This is a genomic window from Streptomyces sp. SID12488 (assembly GCF_010548275.1).
Classification (GTDB): Bacteria; Actinomycetota; Actinomycetes; order Streptomycetales; family Streptomycetaceae; genus Streptomyces.
The window spans coordinates 1-15,604 of the sequence record NZ_JAAGLT010000036.1 but is presented as its reverse complement, the minus strand read 5'-3'; the positions used below and the strand labels follow the sequence as shown (position 1 = coordinate 15,604).

Annotated in this window: 15 protein-coding genes and 1 rRNA gene; 10 read left to right on the top strand and 6 right to left on the bottom strand. The window is 67.6% G+C overall.

The annotated features are described in order from the left end of the window. Nucleotides 1-14 precede the first annotated feature (14 nt). The 3 genes from G3I56_RS36640 to G3I56_RS36630 all read left to right on the top strand — a co-directional run bounded on the left by G3I56_RS36640 (nt 15) and on the right by G3I56_RS36630 (nt 1,729). Entirely contained in the window at nt 15-452 is a 438-nt protein-coding gene (locus G3I56_RS36640) for an SRPBCC domain-containing protein (RefSeq protein ID WP_164416742.1), read from the top strand. Between the two features lie 47 nt (nt 453-499). Then, nucleotides 500-1,168 carry an NAD(P)H-binding protein gene (locus G3I56_RS36635; RefSeq protein WP_164416741.1) on the top strand — a complete coding sequence of 223 codons (669 nt, stop codon included), beginning with the start codon at nt 500-502 and terminating at the stop codon, nt 1,166-1,168. 180 nt (nt 1,169-1,348) lie between these two features. Then, entirely contained in the window at nt 1,349-1,729 is a 381-nt protein-coding gene (locus G3I56_RS36630) for a hypothetical protein (RefSeq protein WP_203691537.1), read from the top strand. A gap of 124 nt (nt 1,730-1,853) precedes the next feature. Here G3I56_RS36630 and G3I56_RS36625 read toward each other — a convergent pair whose 3' ends face one another. The 4 genes from G3I56_RS36625 to G3I56_RS36610 form a co-directional block, all read right to left on the bottom strand. Further along, nucleotides 1,854-2,573: a phosphatase PAP2 family protein gene (locus G3I56_RS36625; protein WP_164416739.1), complete on the bottom strand. Its 720-nt coding sequence runs from the start codon at nt 2,571-2,573 to the stop codon at nt 1,854-1,856. 312 nt (nt 2,574-2,885) lie between these two features. Further along, nucleotides 2,886-3,893, bottom strand: a complete 1,008-nt coding sequence (locus G3I56_RS36620) for a bifunctional lytic transglycosylase/C40 family peptidase (RefSeq protein ID WP_203691535.1) — start codon at nt 3,891-3,893, stop codon at nt 2,886-2,888. A 90-nt stretch (nt 3,894-3,983) separates the two neighbouring features. Continuing rightward, nucleotides 3,984-4,772, bottom strand: a complete 789-nt coding sequence (locus G3I56_RS36615; RefSeq protein ID WP_164416738.1) for a serine protease — start codon at nt 4,770-4,772, stop codon at nt 3,984-3,986. A 93-nt stretch (nt 4,773-4,865) separates the two neighbouring features. Then, complete coding sequence (locus G3I56_RS36610) at nt 4,866-5,069, bottom strand: hypothetical protein (protein WP_343240160.1); 204 nt, start codon at nt 5,067-5,069, stop codon at nt 4,866-4,868. Nucleotides 5,070-5,750: 681 nt separating this feature from the next. Between G3I56_RS36610 and G3I56_RS36605 the strand changes: the two genes are divergently transcribed. From G3I56_RS36605 to G3I56_RS36575, 7 genes are all read left to right on the top strand, one after another. Further along, nucleotides 5,751-7,106: a S53 family peptidase gene (locus G3I56_RS36605; protein ID WP_164416737.1), complete on the top strand. Its 1,356-nt coding sequence runs from the start codon at nt 5,751-5,753 to the stop codon at nt 7,104-7,106. Nucleotides 7,107-7,606: 500 nt separating this feature from the next. Then, on the top strand, nt 7,607-7,915 hold the full coding sequence (locus G3I56_RS36600; protein ID WP_006375688.1) for a hypothetical protein: 309 nt from the start codon (nt 7,607-7,609) through the stop codon (nt 7,913-7,915). A gap of 250 nt (nt 7,916-8,165) precedes the next feature. Beyond that, the gene (locus G3I56_RS36595) at nt 8,166-9,047 is read left to right on the top strand and encodes a hypothetical protein (protein ID WP_164416736.1); all 882 of its coding nucleotides are present in this window, start codon (nt 8,166-8,168) and stop codon (nt 9,045-9,047) included. Continuing rightward, nucleotides 9,037-10,356, top strand: coding sequence for a hypothetical protein (locus tag G3I56_RS36590; RefSeq protein ID WP_164416735.1), 1,320 nt, complete (start codon nt 9,037-9,039; stop codon nt 10,354-10,356). The genes G3I56_RS36595 and G3I56_RS36590 overlap by 11 nt, the downstream gene beginning before the upstream one ends. A gap of 23 nt (nt 10,357-10,379) precedes the next feature. Continuing rightward, nucleotides 10,380-11,921: an SCO6880 family protein gene (locus tag G3I56_RS36585; RefSeq protein ID WP_164416900.1), complete on the top strand. Its 1,542-nt coding sequence runs from the start codon at nt 10,380-10,382 to the stop codon at nt 11,919-11,921. Between the two features lie 13 nt (nt 11,922-11,934). After that, the gene (locus G3I56_RS36580) at nt 11,935-13,362 is read left to right on the top strand and encodes an ATP-binding protein (protein ID WP_164416734.1); all 1,428 of its coding nucleotides are present in this window, start codon (nt 11,935-11,937) and stop codon (nt 13,360-13,362) included. A gap of 4 nt (nt 13,363-13,366) precedes the next feature. Then, nucleotides 13,367-14,857: a type IV secretory system conjugative DNA transfer family protein gene (locus G3I56_RS36575; protein WP_164416733.1), complete on the top strand. Its 1,491-nt coding sequence runs from the start codon at nt 13,367-13,369 to the stop codon at nt 14,855-14,857. On the opposite strand, the gene G3I56_RS36570 is transcribed toward G3I56_RS36575, so the two are convergent. Continuing rightward, a complete protein-coding gene (locus G3I56_RS36570) occupies nt 14,846-15,403 on the bottom strand; it encodes a GNAT family N-acetyltransferase (RefSeq protein ID WP_164416732.1) in 558 nt (185 codons plus the stop codon). The genes G3I56_RS36575 and G3I56_RS36570 overlap by 12 nt on opposite strands. 81 nt (nt 15,404-15,484) lie before the next feature. Then, nucleotides 15,485-15,601: ribosomal RNA gene (gene rrf, locus G3I56_RS36565) — 5S ribosomal RNA — on the bottom strand. Between the last annotated feature and the right edge of the window lie 3 nt (nt 15,602-15,604).

Here is a 15,604-nt window from a genome sequence, read left to right as displayed (position 1 = left end):
AAGTGGAATCCGTCATGGACGCAGTGCTCACCGCCGTCGTCGACATAGACGCCACCCCGGAAGCGGTGTGGAACGTCCTCACCGACTTCGCCACCTACGGCGAGTGGAGCACCTTCACCTCAGCCGAGGGAACCGCTCACGTGGGAAACAGACTCACCATGCGCATGCCGGGCATGACCTTCAGACCCACGGTCACCGTCGCGACACCCGGCCAGGAGCTGCGGTGGGCCGGCACGCTCGGCACGAAGCGGCTCTTCCACGGCCAGCACTCCTTCACCCTTTCCCCCAATCACGACGGCACCACCCGCCTGACCAACCGCGAGGAATTCTCCGGCGTCCTGGTCACCCTGACGCGGCGGTTCCTGAGGACGCCCAAGCGCGACGGGTACGCCGCCTTCAACACGGGCCTCAAGCAGCGGGTGGAAGGCCTCACCGAGCACGGCACACGGTGAACGGAACATCCCGTGTTACCGCCACGCACACAGCCGAGGAAGACTGAATGAGACTCACGATCGTGGCGGCAACCGGAGGCATCGGCAGCCAACTCCTCACCCAGGCCGTCGAAGCCGGCCATGAGGTCACAGCCGTCGTGAGAAACCCCGACAGGCTGCCCGACGCGCCGATACGCACCGTGGTCACCGATCTCACGGCCGCGGACCCGGCAGTCCTGCGCTCGGCAGTCACCGGGGCCGACGCGGTCCTCTCAGGACTAGGCGCTCGATCAGGAGCCGAAGCCGGCGTCGCCTCGCACGGAACCCGAGCCATCGTCCGGGCCATGCAGGAGACCGCCGTACGCCGCATCATCGCTGTCAGCGCCGCATCGGTCGGCACCGTACCGTCGCCCCGTCGCCCCAACCCGCCCAGACACAACCCCGGCGACGGATTCTTCATGCGACACCTGGCAGCGCCGATGGCCAAGGCGGCGTTCCGCAGACACTACGACGACCTGGCCCTGATGGAAGACGTCCTTCACGACAGCGACCTGGACTGGACCATCACCCGCCCACCTCGACTGCTCAACACACGCCTGAAGAAAACCTACCGAACAGCCTACGAACAGAACGTCCGCACCGGCATGTTCATCTCCCGCGCCGACGTAGCCCATCTCATGCTCGACGCCCTCGACAACCCCGAGACGATCCACCACATCATCGGTATCGCCTACTGACGCAATCCACCACCCGACACGCGAAGCAGATGTTCCAACGCGAGGCGAGCACACGCACTACAGGCACTACAGGCACTACAGGCACCAAACGCATGAATTAAAACAAAGGCCTCAGCATGCAGCAGGGCGGATGAATTGAGACATCGACGGCACCACCGGACCACCTTCATCGCAGCCGGCGTGTACAACATCGCCTGGGGATGCCTCGCCGTCGCCGATCCGCAATGGTTCTACCGCCTCAGTGGCCTGCCCCTGTCGAACTCCCCCCAGATTTTCGCCACCCTCGGCATGGTGCTCGGCTTGTACGGCTTGCTCTACCTGGAGGTGGCCATATGGCCTGAGCGCGGCTGGTCGATAGCTGCCGTCGGGCTGACCGGCAAAGTACTGGGGCCGCTCGGCCTGGCCTGGCTCATCGTCACCGGCGTCTGGCCCCTCAGCACAGTCGTCATCGTGATAACGAACGACCTGATCTGGTGGGCGCCCTTCACCTGGTACCTGTTCGACGCCTGGTCCGACTTCCTGGCCACCTCTGGCCTCGACCGCCGTAAGCCTTTTGTTTGACCTCGCCGAGTCACCTGACCTGCTGATCTTGGCTTCTTCCTGAGCTGAGCGAGGGGAAGCCCACCGACCGCGTTGTCGCACGTCGGCCCCGAAGGGAAGTCGAAGAGGTCGGAGAACCGCCCGCTTACGCCGCCAGATCCCGCTCCCCGGCGCCGGCCTCCGCCCCCGCCCGGCCCCCCGAAACCACAGCCCCCGGCCCCGCACCAGCCCCCGAGCCCGCACCCCTCGCCCGAATCAACACCCCACCCCAAGCCGACCCCTCAACAGCCCGGGTCACCGGAGTAAGAAACGCCATGGCCAGCGGCGACAGCAACAGCACAACCGCCGTCCCGAGCGCGAACCCGCCCACCACGTCCGTCGGGTAGTGCACCCCCATGTACACCCGGCAGAACCCCTCCACCAGCGCGAGCCCTATCCCCACCAGCCCGAACTTCCGGCTGGCCACGAACAGCCCGACCCCCATCGCCATGGTGATCGTCGCGTGGTCGCTCACGAACGAGTAGTCGGTCTTCCCGGAGACAAGAACCTCAAGCCCCTGATGATCCAGAAAAGGACGGGGCCGCTCCACGAACCCCCGTATCGGAATGTTCACGAGCACGGCGACCGCCGCGCCGAGCGGCGCCCAGATCAACGCGGCCACGGACACGGCCGCATCGTCCGCACCCCGCCGCCGCACACTCCACCAGCAGCACACCACCACAAGAACCATGGCGACCAGCAGCCCGTACTCGCCCACGACCTCGACCACCCGGTCGAACCACCGGGGCGCGTCCTTGGCCAGGCCATTGATGTCGTAGAGCAGGTCGACGTCGGGGTTCGACCCGGTTTCGGCGAGTCCAGCCATGGTGCTGCGGCCCCTTCATCGTGAATTTCCAGAGCGCACTGATTCCGTGCGCCAGTCCTGCTCGCTCACCCCGTGATGCAAGGACCCACAGCCGCCCACGCTTGACACGTGCCACGAGGACCACAGGACCACACGCAACAAACGCAATAAAAAACGACAAACGCGGCGCCCGATCCGGGCGCCGGTGAATCCACCACAGGAACAGGAACGCACGAACTCCGTTTATACGTTCCACTCTCCACCGAATGATCACGCAGACGTTATCGAAGAGAGACACATACTCGCAGCTCAGGGGATGGTTTCACGCTGCGCTCACACGGCGGTGGGCAACGCTTTCGCGCCATCTTCGGTGACCCGCGTCGCCCCGAAGTAATCGGGGCTGTCGATCGGATCGAACCGAATGACCGCCCCGGTCCTCGGCGCGTCAATCATGTAACCGCCGCCCACATAAATCCCCACATGCCGGATGGCCCGCGAGTTGGTGAGATCGTCGGAGAAGAAGACAAGGTCGCCCGGCAACAGCTCTGCCCGCGAGGGATGCGCCCCGGCGTTGTACTGATCGTTGGCGACCCGGGGCAGCTGGATGCCCACGCTCTCGTACGCGGCCTGGGTGAGCCCGGAGCAGTCGAAGCGTCCGCCCTGCTCAGCGGTACCGGTGCCACCCCAGAGGTAGGGCGTGCCGAGCTTCTCCTGGGCGTAGTTGATCGCCCCGGCCGCCTGCTCGGAGGGGTCGACGCGCCCCACAGGGGCAGCGAAACTCGTCTGCAGTGTGGTGATGGTCTTCACATAGTTCTGGGTCTCCGCATACGGCGGTACGCCCCCGTATTTGATGACGGCGTACGCCCCCGCGTTGTAAGCGGCGAGCATGTTGTGCGTCGGGTCTCCGGGCGCGTCCTTCACGTAGGAGGCGAGCTCGCAGTCGTACGACGCGGCCGATGGAATCGCGTCATTCGGGTCCCATACGTCGCGGTCGCCGTCACCGTCGCCGTCGATTCCGTGCGAGGCCCAGGTTCCGGGGATGAATTGCGCTATCCCTTCCGCCTTTGCCGGACTCTTCGCGTTCGGATTGAATCCGCTCTCCTGGTACAGCTGTGCGGCGAGCAGGGCGGGATTGATGGCGGGGCACAGATTGCCCCACTTCTGCACGAGCGCCGAATACGCGGCCGGCACGGCACCCTTGGCCAGCGCGACGCTCCCGCTGCCCACCCCACCGGCAACGTTCCCGGCGACAAGGTAGACGCCCACGACGAGCAGCATCACGAAGCTGAGGGCGCCCCCGACGGCGACGCTCGCCACGATCCATGCCTTACGCACCGTCAACCGCCCCTCACCGCCCGGGAGTACGCCCACGTCAGTGTAAGGGGGCTACCCACACCCGGCGGTGATCATGACGAAACACGCCGCCGGTCACTAGAAGCCGGAGGAACCGGAAGAACCGGTGGCCTCCCGATACAGCGAAGCAGCCGCGCTCCCGAGCACCGCGCTGTAGGACACGTCATCAGTCGCCCCACCCTGCTCGAACCCCCCGAGTACGCCCACCACTTCCCCTTCCCTGTCCACCCAGGGACTCCCACTCGTACCGTCGGTGAAGCCGGGACACTCGATGCGCTGCTGCGTACGACTCTGCACGGTGGGCCGGTCGGTACAGGTGAGGGGCGCCTCCAGCACGTTGGGATACCCGGTGACGACGACATCGCCGCCCCCGGTCGCCCGCCCCGTGGCGAAAACATTCGCCCCCACCGCGTCCTCCAGATCCTGCCCGCCCTTCGAGGCGACGACGGCAAAGGCGAAGTCGCTGTCCTCGTCGGACCGATCGCTCCAGGCCCCCGGTACATAGGTCTTGGTCACCCGCCACAGCCCGTAGGGCGCCCGGCCGTTCCGATACCCGGGCGCGAAGACGACGTCGGTGTCCCCGTCCCCACTGAGACAGTGCGCGGCGGTAAGAATCAGATCCCGCCCACCACTGCGCACGACGGAAGCCGTACAGAAGTGCCCGCCCTCCAGATCACCACTGAACAAGGCCCCCACCCGAGCACTGGACGGCACCGCCCGGACCACACCGGCAACACCGGCAACACCGAAGGGCTCTGTGACGGCACTGCCGTGGGCAGCACCGGAGACGGAGGTGACGGCGAGCAGCGCGACAACGGGAAGCAGAGCGTGCCACCGGTTGCCACGGAGACGAGTGAGGCGCTTCATCAGGGGCCACTGTCACGCGCGAACGCAAGAAGGGGTACTGCTCCTCGCTGAGAATTCTCCGTGAACCAGTAAAAACGTGAACCCGTGAAAGGTTCATCCCCTGGAGCTGGGGGCCGCCCGCGGAGCTTCGCCGTACACGGGAAAGCCGTCAGTCACGATCTCGACGCCGAACAGCTCGGGCAGCGACACGGACTCCCCGAACCTGCCCGGCAGCACGTCACCGTAGGCGCCGTTGTCCGGGTGGGTGTGAAGGGTCCAGGTGCCCTGCCCGGGATCGATGACAAAGAGAACAGGCACGCGAACGACGGCGTACCAGTCGGCCTTGTCCCTGATGTCCCGGGACTTATCACCCGCAGACCCGTCGCATCCTCGATCCCCCCCCCGGATACAGCTGAACGGCGGCGATCCACAAGGCCGTTTCGATGGAGCGCGGCGGATCGCGACGCCGGCTGAGGCTGAGCGAGCCCGAACCGCCGCGAACCTCGATCACGTCGACGTCGACATCCGCGCCGGGCGGATCGCCCACGGAGGAACTGGCACCCCCAGGGACCGCCACTGCCCGTCGCACCACCCCCGGCAACAGCCGCACCACAAGCCCTGCCTGAACCCCCACCAAACCCCAAACCACCCCACACAACCCCAGACCACTCCACACCGCCCCACGCCAGCTCACACGCTTCTACGCGCGTCCCCGCACGCAAATGTGCACAGGCTGTGGACAACCCGTGTTCATGGTCAAGCCGCCCCCTCCCCCCACCCATCACCCCGTCAGTGATCGGTAACCCAGCAACCCCCTTAAGTCATGCGGAAGTCAGGATTCCGCAACCCATCTTGTTGTCACGTACTCAACAAGCGAAGGTCATCGCGGGCCGCCAACCCGCCGCCGGGGACACCGCACCGGCGGCAAGCACCACTCTGCGGGACCCCCGCGTCACCACCCGCACTGCCCCTGCCAACCCCCTAACAGGAGGCTGTACGTTGCGTACGTCACCCCCCAACAGCCAGTTCACGCACGGCAGATGGCGCCGCATAGGCACCGCAGCCATAGCCACGGCAGCGCTCGCCCTCGCCGGACTCGGTACCGCGGCCCAGGCCGGCGCCGCCACGGCGCCCCAGAAGGTCACCGCCAAGACCATCGCCGCGCAGGTCGCCAAGGCCCACGTGAGCTACACCAGCCAGTGTGCCGCGACCCCGGCGAAGGGCTTCGCGTCCTGCCACGCCCTGCGCGTCACCGGCGGCACCACCGCCTTCCAGGAGGCGCAGGCGGCCAAGAAGGGCGCCGCACCCGCGACCATCAAGCCGAACGCCACCTCGGCCACCCCCACCGGTTACGGCCCCAGCGACCTCCAGGACGCCTACGGACTGACCGCCGCCGCCGACTCCAACGGCTCGGGCGAGACCATCGCGATCGTCGACGCCTACGACGACCCGAACGCCGCCTCGGACCTCGCGGCCTACCGCTCGTACTACGGCCTCTCCGCCTGCACCGTCGCCAACGGCTGCTTCAAGAAGGTCAGCCAGACCGGCTCGACGACCTCCCTCCCCACCGCCGACAGCGGCTGGGCCGGCGAGATCTCCCTCGACCTCGACATGGCCAGCGCGATCTGCCCGAACTGCAACATCCTGCTGGTCGAGGCCAAGTCGTCCTCGATGGCCAACCTCGGTACGGCCGTGAACCGCGCGGTGACCCTGGGCGCCAAGTTCGTCTCCAACAGCTACGGCGGCTCGGAGTCCTCCTCCGACACCAGCTACGACAGCTCGTACTTCAACCACCCCGGCGTCGCCATCACGGTCAGCGCGGGCGACGAGGGCTACGGCGCCGAGTACCCGGCCGCCTCCAGGTACGTCACCTCCGTCGGCGGCACCAAGCTGTCCACCTCCTCCACCACCCGCGGCTGGACCGAGAGCGTGTGGAAGACCAGCAGCACCGAGGGCACCGGCTCCGGCTGCTCCTCGTACGACGCGAAGCCGACCTGGCAGACCGACGCGACCTGCACCAAGCGCATGATCTCCGACGTCTCCGCCGTGGCCGACCCCGCGACCGGCGTCTCGGTCTACGACACCTACGGCGACGGCACCGGCTGGGTCACCTACGGCGGCACCAGCGCCTCCGCCCCGATCATCGCGGGCGTCTACGCCCTCGCCGGCACCCCTGGCAGCAGCGACTACCCGGCCGCGTACCCCTACGCGGCGGCCGGCACCTCGGCGCTCAACGACGTGACGTCGGGCAACAACGGCACCTGCACCACCAGCTACTACTGCACCGCCACGTCCGGCTACGACGGCCCGACCGGCTGGGGCACCCCGCAGGGTCTGGACGCCTTCACCGGCTGAACCAACAGAACCGGCAGAACCGGTAGAACCGGTAGAACCGGTAGAAGGAACAAAAACGCCACCGGAGATCGTGGGGATCACCGGCGGGCACTGGGGAACGGGCCGCGGCTGCCAGCCGCGGCCCGTCGCCATGTCCGAGGTCCGCGATAGCCTGGACTTGGATACGGACCGTCAGAAGCGGTCCGTGACCGCACTGATGGCCACAGCTGACCATCGGTGACTAACGACGGGACCACACCACAGGTTTCGCCCACACCTCATTGCCCGGCGTAACCAGCCGTGATACACAGAGTGACCATACGATCCGTTCAACCCCTCGCACACCGTCCCGCGCTCCCCCCATAGGGTGCCGCGAGAGGCGATGGCAAGGTATTCGTACGAATCCCGCCAATGAATGACGTCAAGTCGACATCCGACAGCGTCATTGTCGGCGAGAATGGACCTGACCTCTGCACTGCGGCAGGGGCGCGCGGAACTACCCGACAGGGGCGGTGACTTACATGTGGCTTGCGGCCGAAAAGGGCGACATCAACACCATCATCGGCGGGATCGCTCCAGACTGGGGCCCCTTCGGCAGCCTGGGCACCGAAGCGAAGACGATGGTCCAGGTCGTGATGGCCGTGGCCATCCTGATGTGCCTGGGCATCGCGATCTGGGGTGCGGCCAAGCAGCGCATCGGCGCCACGGCGCTGCGTGACACCTTCAGCGCGGAACAGGGCAAGGGCCTCATCGTCGCGGGCCTGACGGGCGTGTTCATCATCGGCTCACTCGGCACGCTCTTCACCATCGTGTACGGCATGGCCGTGTAGCCGGCGCCACCCGTGCGTGGCGCGTCTCGTCAGTCGGACGCCGGGCTCGCCCGGTTCTTCCTCCCAACACCCACCCACCCGTCGTGCCCACCGGCTGAGGTTGCGTCTCCCTGATGTCGAGTCACCACACCGCGCCCGCGCGGGAACCAGCACGGCTACCGTCGTACTGTCACGCGTACCCGTACGCGTCGATTCGACACGAGTTCGATACGAGTTCGGTTCGATACGAGTTCGAGGGGACGGGCGCTTGATGAGTCTCGGTGACAACCAGAACAACGGCGACTCCGCGCACCCCGACGACGGCGGCTACGGCGGCACCGGCCAGACCCGGACCCGCTACCACGACCAGGGCAACGGCGGCGTCTACGGCGGCGCGCGGCGCACCAAGTCGTCGAAGGGCACGGTGACAGCCGTCGGCGTGGTCGTCCTGCTGATCGCGGCGATCGCCTTCGCGAACCGCGGAGGAGACGATTCCTCAAAGTCCACGTCTTCGTCCACGGCGGGCAGCGGCTCCAACAGCGACAGCGCGGGCCGGCCCGACACGGCGCCCACCACGGCCTCCGGCGAGCAGCCCGTCACCACGAAGGCCGCCGCCGTCCCGTCCGGGTTCGCACACAACCGGCAGGGCGTCCAGTCCGCGGCGGCCAACTACGCGGTGTCGCTGGGCTCGACGGGCATGTTCCGCAAGGACAGCCGGGACAAGCTCGTCGACACCCTCTTCACCGCCGAGGCCGCCGCCAAACTCAAGACCCCCCTGGACAAGGCCTACTCGGCGAGCCTCCTCGCCAGACTCGGCCTCGACGCCAACGGCAACGCACCCGCGGGCAGCACGTTCGTCTCGCGCGTGACTCCGGTCGGCACGAAGACCGTGGCGTACGGCGGCGCCACCGCCACGGTCGACGTCTGGTACGTCGGCCTGAGCGGCATCGCCGGTGAGAACTCCACCAGCCCGGTCACCTCGTCCTGGAACACCCGGACCTACGACATGCGCTGGTCGGGCGACGACTGGAAGATCGTCTCCTACTCGGAGAAGGCCGGCCCCAACCCGGTCCCCGGCGACGACAAGGCTGCCACCTCAGACGAGATCAGCAAGGCCATCAACGAGTACGGAGGGTTCACCTATGCCCGGTAACACGCCAGCTAGGCCCTACCTCGTGCTCAAGCTCGCCGGCGCACTGACGGCCGTACAGACGACGGCCGTACTCCTGGCATCCCAGGCGTACGCGGCACCGACACCGTCCCCCTCGCCGACGGCGGGCAAAGCGGCATGCAGGCTGCTCACCGGCGATTCCAAGAAGCTCTGCGAGGGCGAGCAGGGCCGCTCGGGCTCCATCACCAGCCCCTCCTCCACCCTCGACCCGTTGTCCTCCCTCGCCAAGGGCTGCGCCGACGCCGCCTCCTGGACGGTCGACAAGCTCAGCGAGGCCGTGAAGGAGACCGCGAACGTCGACTTCACCAACACCAAGTTCCTCCAGCAGTACGCCGTCGTGTTCGCCGCGTCCACCGTCCTGACCCTGGTGCTGTGGCTGCTCGCCGTCTCCAAGCGGGCCGTACGGGGCGTCCCCCTCACCACGGCCATCTCCGAGGCGATCGGCTTCCTCTGGCTGACCGTCCTGGCCTCCGCCTTCACCCCCCTCATCCTCTACACCGTCGTCTCGGCGACCGACGGCGTCACCGAGGTCCTCGCGAGCGCTACGGGCGACCAGACCGACACGTTCTTCGGCACCTTCTCCGGTGCGCTGGCCAAGGGCCAGGACATCGGCGGCGGCCCGGTCATGCTGATCGTGGTGTCCATGGTGTCGATCCTCGCGGCCGGCGTCCTCTGGCTGGAACTCGTCATCCGGGCCGCCCTGCTGTACGTCGGCGCGCTGCTCGGCACGGTCGTGTACGCGGGGCTGGTCGACAAGAACCTGTGGGGGCACGTCCGCCGCTGGGCCGGCATCATGATCGCGGTCATCATGGTCAAACCGGTGATCGCCATCGTGCTGGGCCTGGCAGGCGCCCTCTCCACCAACGACGGCCCGGACGCCTTCTCCGCAGTCGTCTCCGGCCTGTCCATCATTCTGCTCGCCATCTTCGCGAGCGCGATGATCTACCGCTTCGTACCGGGCTTCGGCGACGAGATCGCCAACTCCCGCAACAACCGCATCATGCAGGGCGCCGAAGGCAAGGCCGCCGCTGTCATCAGCTCCCCGGCGACCCTCGTCGCCCAGGGCATCAAGACCCACAGCAGCCGCGCGGACAACAACGGGGGCGGTGGAGGCGGCGGCCAGTCGTCCACCCCGCGCCCGGCCAACCCCGCGTCCGGCGGCGTGGCCGCGCACAGCTCGCGGCCCTCGGGCGGCGGCGGATCTGTCCCCTCCGCCGCACCCCCGCCGCGCAGCCCGCACGCCGGCAACAACAGCAACCGATCCAACCGCCCTGGAGGTGAAGGGCGTTGACGACGGATTCCCATGTCGCCCACATGTCCCACGTGGTCTCGCCCCGCCGTACGTATCTCATCGGCCGTGCCCGGCCGAACGCGATCGTCGGCCGCAACCGCGAATCCGGCGAGATCGCGCTCATCATCGTGGGCGCCTTCCTCGGCATGGTGTCCGGCCTGATCGTCCCCGTTCTGGCCCTGCGCATCGTGCTGCTGACCGGCTTCCCGATGCTGGCACTGGCGGTGGTGTACGTCCCGTACAAGCGCCGCACGTTCTACAAGTGGTTCGAGATCAACCGCAGTTACAAGCGCTCGCTCCGCCAGGGCACGGCCTACCGCAGCTCCGTCATGGAGGCCGGCACCCAGATCGACGGCCGCGAGGTCGAGATCGGCCCGCCCCCGGGCATCGGCCGCATCAACTGGCTCGCGGCCCCGTTCGGCCCGGACGAGATCGCCGTACTCCTGCACGCCGACCGCCGTACGGTGACGGCTGCGATCGAGATCGAGGGCCCGGGTGTCGGCCTGCGCGACAGCGAGGACCAGGAGGCCCTGGTCGACCGCTTCGGCACCCTGCTCAAGCACGTGGCGAACGGCGACGGCTTCGTCACCCGCCTCCAGATGCTCGCCCGCACCCTCCCAGCCGACCCGGACGCCCACGCCAAGGACGTCGCCGTACGCGGCGACGAGAAGTCACCGCAATGGCTGCAGCACTCGTACGACCAGCTGCAGTCCATGGTGTCGACGAGCAGCGAGCAGCACCGCGCCTACCTCGTCGCCTGTATGCACTTCAACCGCGAACTCGCCGCCGAGGCCCACACGATGGCCCGCGCGGCACGTCCGCAAGGCGGCAGGAAGATCGACCGGGACGCGGGCCTCGCGGTGGTCATGGCCCGCGAACTGACGGACATCTGCTCCCGGCTCCAGGAGGCGGACATCCGCGTCCGCCAGCCCCTCGGCCAGGGCAGGCTCGCCTCCCTCATCCACTCCATGTACGACCCGGACCACCCGATCGACCACCTCCAGGCGATGACGAAGCGCAACGCCTGGCCGGCCGAACTGGACGCCATGGAGCCGACGTACCTCCAGGCGAAGACCCGCGAGTCGTCGACGCGCGCCCCCTGGTGCCACTCCACCGCGTGGGTGAAGGAATGGCCGATGACCCCGGTGGGCGTCAACTTCCTCGCCCCGCTCCTGGTCCACACTCCGGACGTCATCCGCACGGTGGCGGTCACGATGGACCTGGAACCCACCGAAGTGGCCATCGAACGCATGCTCACCGAAAAGACCAACGACGACGCGGAGGCGAGCCGCGCCGCCAAGATGAACCGCACGGTCGACCCCCGCGACGTGGCCTCCCACAACCGCATCGACCAGCGCGGCGAAGACCTCGCGAGCGGCGCGGCCGGCGTGAACCTGGTCGGCTACATCACCGTCTCCTCCCGCTCACCGGAGGCCCTGGCGCGCGACAAGCGCACGATCAGAGCGTCGGCGGGCAAGTCGTACCTGAAGCTGGAGTGGTGCGACCGAGAGCACCATCGAGCGTTCGTCAACACACTCCCGTTCGCCACCGGAATCCGAAGGTAGGGCTGATGCGCTGATGCGGGATCCGCTGACCGCCCTCACCGACACCTTCACGTCCTTCCTCTTCGGCAAGATCGAGTCGACCCGCCTGCCCGTCCGCACCTCCACGGGCCAGGCCCAGGCCGTCTACCTTCCCACGGCCGCCCCCGGCCTCGGCGACTCCGGCGTCATCATCGGCCGCGAGGTGTACTCCGGGAAGGGCTACATCTACGACCCCTTCCAGCTGTACGGCCAGCAACTCCCCGCCCCGCACTGGCTGGTGCTCGGCGAATCGGGCAACGGCAAATCAGCCCTGGAGAAGACCTACGTCCTACGCCAACTCCGCTTCCGGGACCGCCAGGTGGTCGTCCTGGACGCGCAGGGCGAGGACGGTGTCGGCGAATGGAACCTCATCGCGGAGGAGTTGGGGATAACCCCCATCCGCCTGGACCCGATGGCCGCCCTGGACATGGGTATCCGCCTGAACCCCCTCGACCCCGCGATCACGACAACAGGCCAGTTGGCGCTCCTCCGTACGATCATCGAAGTGGCGATGGGCCACGGCCTGGACGAACGCGCCGGCTTCGCGTTGAAGGTCGCGCACTCCTACGTCAACGAGACGATCGTCGAACGCCAGCCAGTACTGACGGACATCGTCGAGCAACTCCGCCACCCCGAACCGGAGTCGGCGGAAGCGATGAACGTCGCCCTGGACGACGTACGGGCCTGGGGCCTCGACGTGGCCCTGGTCATCGACCGCCTGGTCGACGGTGACCTACGAGGCATGTTCGACGGCCCAACGACGATCGGCATCGACCTCGACGCCCCCCTGATCGTCTTCGACCTGTCCCACATCGACCGCAACTCCATCGCCATGCCGATCCTCATGGCGATCATCGGCGTATGGCTGGAGCACACCTGGATCCGCCCCGACCGGAAGAAGCGCATCTTCCTGGTCGAGGAGGCCTGGCACATCATCAGCAGCCCGTTCGTCGCCCAACTCTTCCAGCGCCTCCTCAAGTTCGGCCGACGACTGGGCCTGTCGTTCGTGGCGGTCGTCCATCACCTCTCGGACGTAGTGGACGGAGCAGCGGCAAAGGAAGCCTCGGCGATCCTGAAAATGGCGTCGACGAGGACGATCTACGCCCAGAAGGCCGACGAGGCGAGGGCAACGGGTCGCGTCATCGGCCTACCGCGCTGGGCGGTGGAAATCATCCCGACCCTGACACCGGGCATCGCCGTCTGGGACGTCAACGGCAACGTCCAGGTCGTCAAACACCTCGTCACGGAGACGGAACGCTCCCTCGTCTTCACCGACCGGGCGATGACGGAGTCGTCCCGCGACCTCGAACTGACCGACGACGCCCTGAGAGCCGCCGAACTGGAGGCCGAGGAACGCGCGGCGGCCTTCGTCGAACAGCACCTCAGCGACCTCGACGACTCCCCCGAGTCCACGGTGGCGTGACCCGATGAGACCGGACGAACGGCACGGAGGCGACCAGCGACAGGGCCAACGCGGTGTCTCCGACGGCCTGTTGGTCGGCCTGATCGGGTTCCTCCTCGGCCTGACGGTACTGGTCTGGGGGGCAACAGGCCTCGCGGCCCTGCTCTCCCACGGCGCCTGGCCCCAGGGCGTCACCTTCACCCGCACTCCGGAGGCGCTCCGCCACCTGATCACGGAGCCACGCGACATGCCGGGCGCCTGGCCCCGGACACCGGCGGGACAGCTCTCGGGCTGGGGACTGTTCTGGGGCCTGTTCATCGGCCAGCTGATGATTCTGTCCGTCCTGGCGGTGTTCGCGGTCGGCACCCTGGCCCGCTGGAAGTCGGTACGGACGGCGAGAAGAGCGTCGCCCGGGCACCCACACCACGAGGTCGACGACGAGGTCGAGGTCGAGGTCCCGGTGCAACGTACGGAACCGCCGGTGGTCGAGATGGAGCCGGTGGTCGAGATGGAGAAGGCCGCCGAGGAGACTCCGCCGGCACAGACCCCCTCGACGCCCACCCTGGCAACGGACAGCAAACGGGTGGGCGGGTGGGAAACAATCTTTTTCGGCACCCAAGACACCCGCACCCACCCCGCAACCCAAGCCATCCAGGACGCCGAGGGCCCCGCCCTCATCGTCACTTCCAACCCCACCCTCTGGCAGGACACCAAGGACGCCCGAGCCAAACTCGGCCCCGTCCTCCTCTACGACCCCACCCACCTCTGCGACACCCCGTCCCGCCTCCACTGGCCCCCCACCACAGGCTGCGAGGACAGACCCACCGCAGCAGCGAGAGCAACCGCCCTCCTCACCCCGGTCCGTCCCACGGCAAAGATCGACCAGACAACGACCGAAACCGCCGAAACACTGCTCCGCAGCTACCTCCACGCCGCCGCGATAGACGCCCGCACGGTCCGCCACGTACACCGCTGGTCCCAGGGCACAAACGTCCAGGAAGCCGTACGCATCCTCCGGACCAACCCCAAGGCGGCCCCGGGCGCCGCCGGCGAACTCGAGGCAGCCCTCACCGCACACCCCGAACGCCGCGACATCGCCCAGGAGTTGACGAGCCGAGCCCTCGCCGCGCTCTCGACGGTGAACATCCGCGAGGCCTGCACGGCGAACCGAAGTGATGCCCTCGTGCTGGATTCCTTCATCGCCGAAGGGGGCACGCTCTATGTGGTCGGTGAACCGATCGAGGACCCCAGAACGAACCCGGGCGCGATGCCCCTCCTTACGGCACTGACCGCAAGCGTGGTCGAGCGCGGCCGGCGCATGGCCGAACGGTCATCCTCCGGTCGCCTCGACCCACCAATGACGCTCGTCCTGGACGACGTCGCGGCGGTCGCGCCACTACCCCAGCTCCCGGAACTGCTCACCACCGGAGCAGACCGCGGCATGCCAACCCTGGCCCTGCTCCGATCAAGAGAACAACTCCGAGCAAGATGGCCGCACCACGACCTACGGGTGTGACTCCCGCTCCATCACGAACTCCAACTCCACCTCGGAGCCCTCGCCCAACGGCACGGTGACCCCGCTGGGTACGAATCCCACGCGCCGATAGAACCGCTGCGCACGCGCGTTGTCCTGATGCACGATCAACCGCACCCGCTCAACGCCCGCGGCCTCCCAGGCCCACTCCAGAGCCGCGTCGAAGAGCACATCGGTCAGCCCGTACCCCCGATGCTCGGGCAGCATGAACACCCCGACAATGTGCCCCTGCCGCTGCTCGACAGCGACCCCGGTCCAATCAGTGGTCCCAGGCTCCTCGACAAGCACGACGAGCCCCCCGACCCACTCCCCGTCGGGCCCCTCCGCAATGATCTGCTGAGCACCGGTCGCCCCCTCGGCACCTCGCTGGGCCCGCTCCTGCCAGAAGGAATCAGGCCGGCCCACAGCCTCCTCGTACGTCTCCAGGAAGGCGAGATGCGCGACGGGATCTCGCAGGGCAGCCAGCCGAAGCTTCTTGGCGGCACGCCACTCGTCCGCCCGCACAGACCTAACCACAAAACTGCTCATAGAGATCACGGTAGTGCCCTGCGGAAAACCGGAAAACAAAAAACCCCCGCACTCGAAAGTGCGGGGGTTTTCGTAATATTTGTTCGGCGGTGTCCTACTCTCCCACAGGGTCCCCCCTGCAGTACCATCGGCGCTGTGAGGCTTAGCTTCCGGGTTCGGAATGTAACCGGGCGTTTCCCTCACGCTATGACCACCGAAACA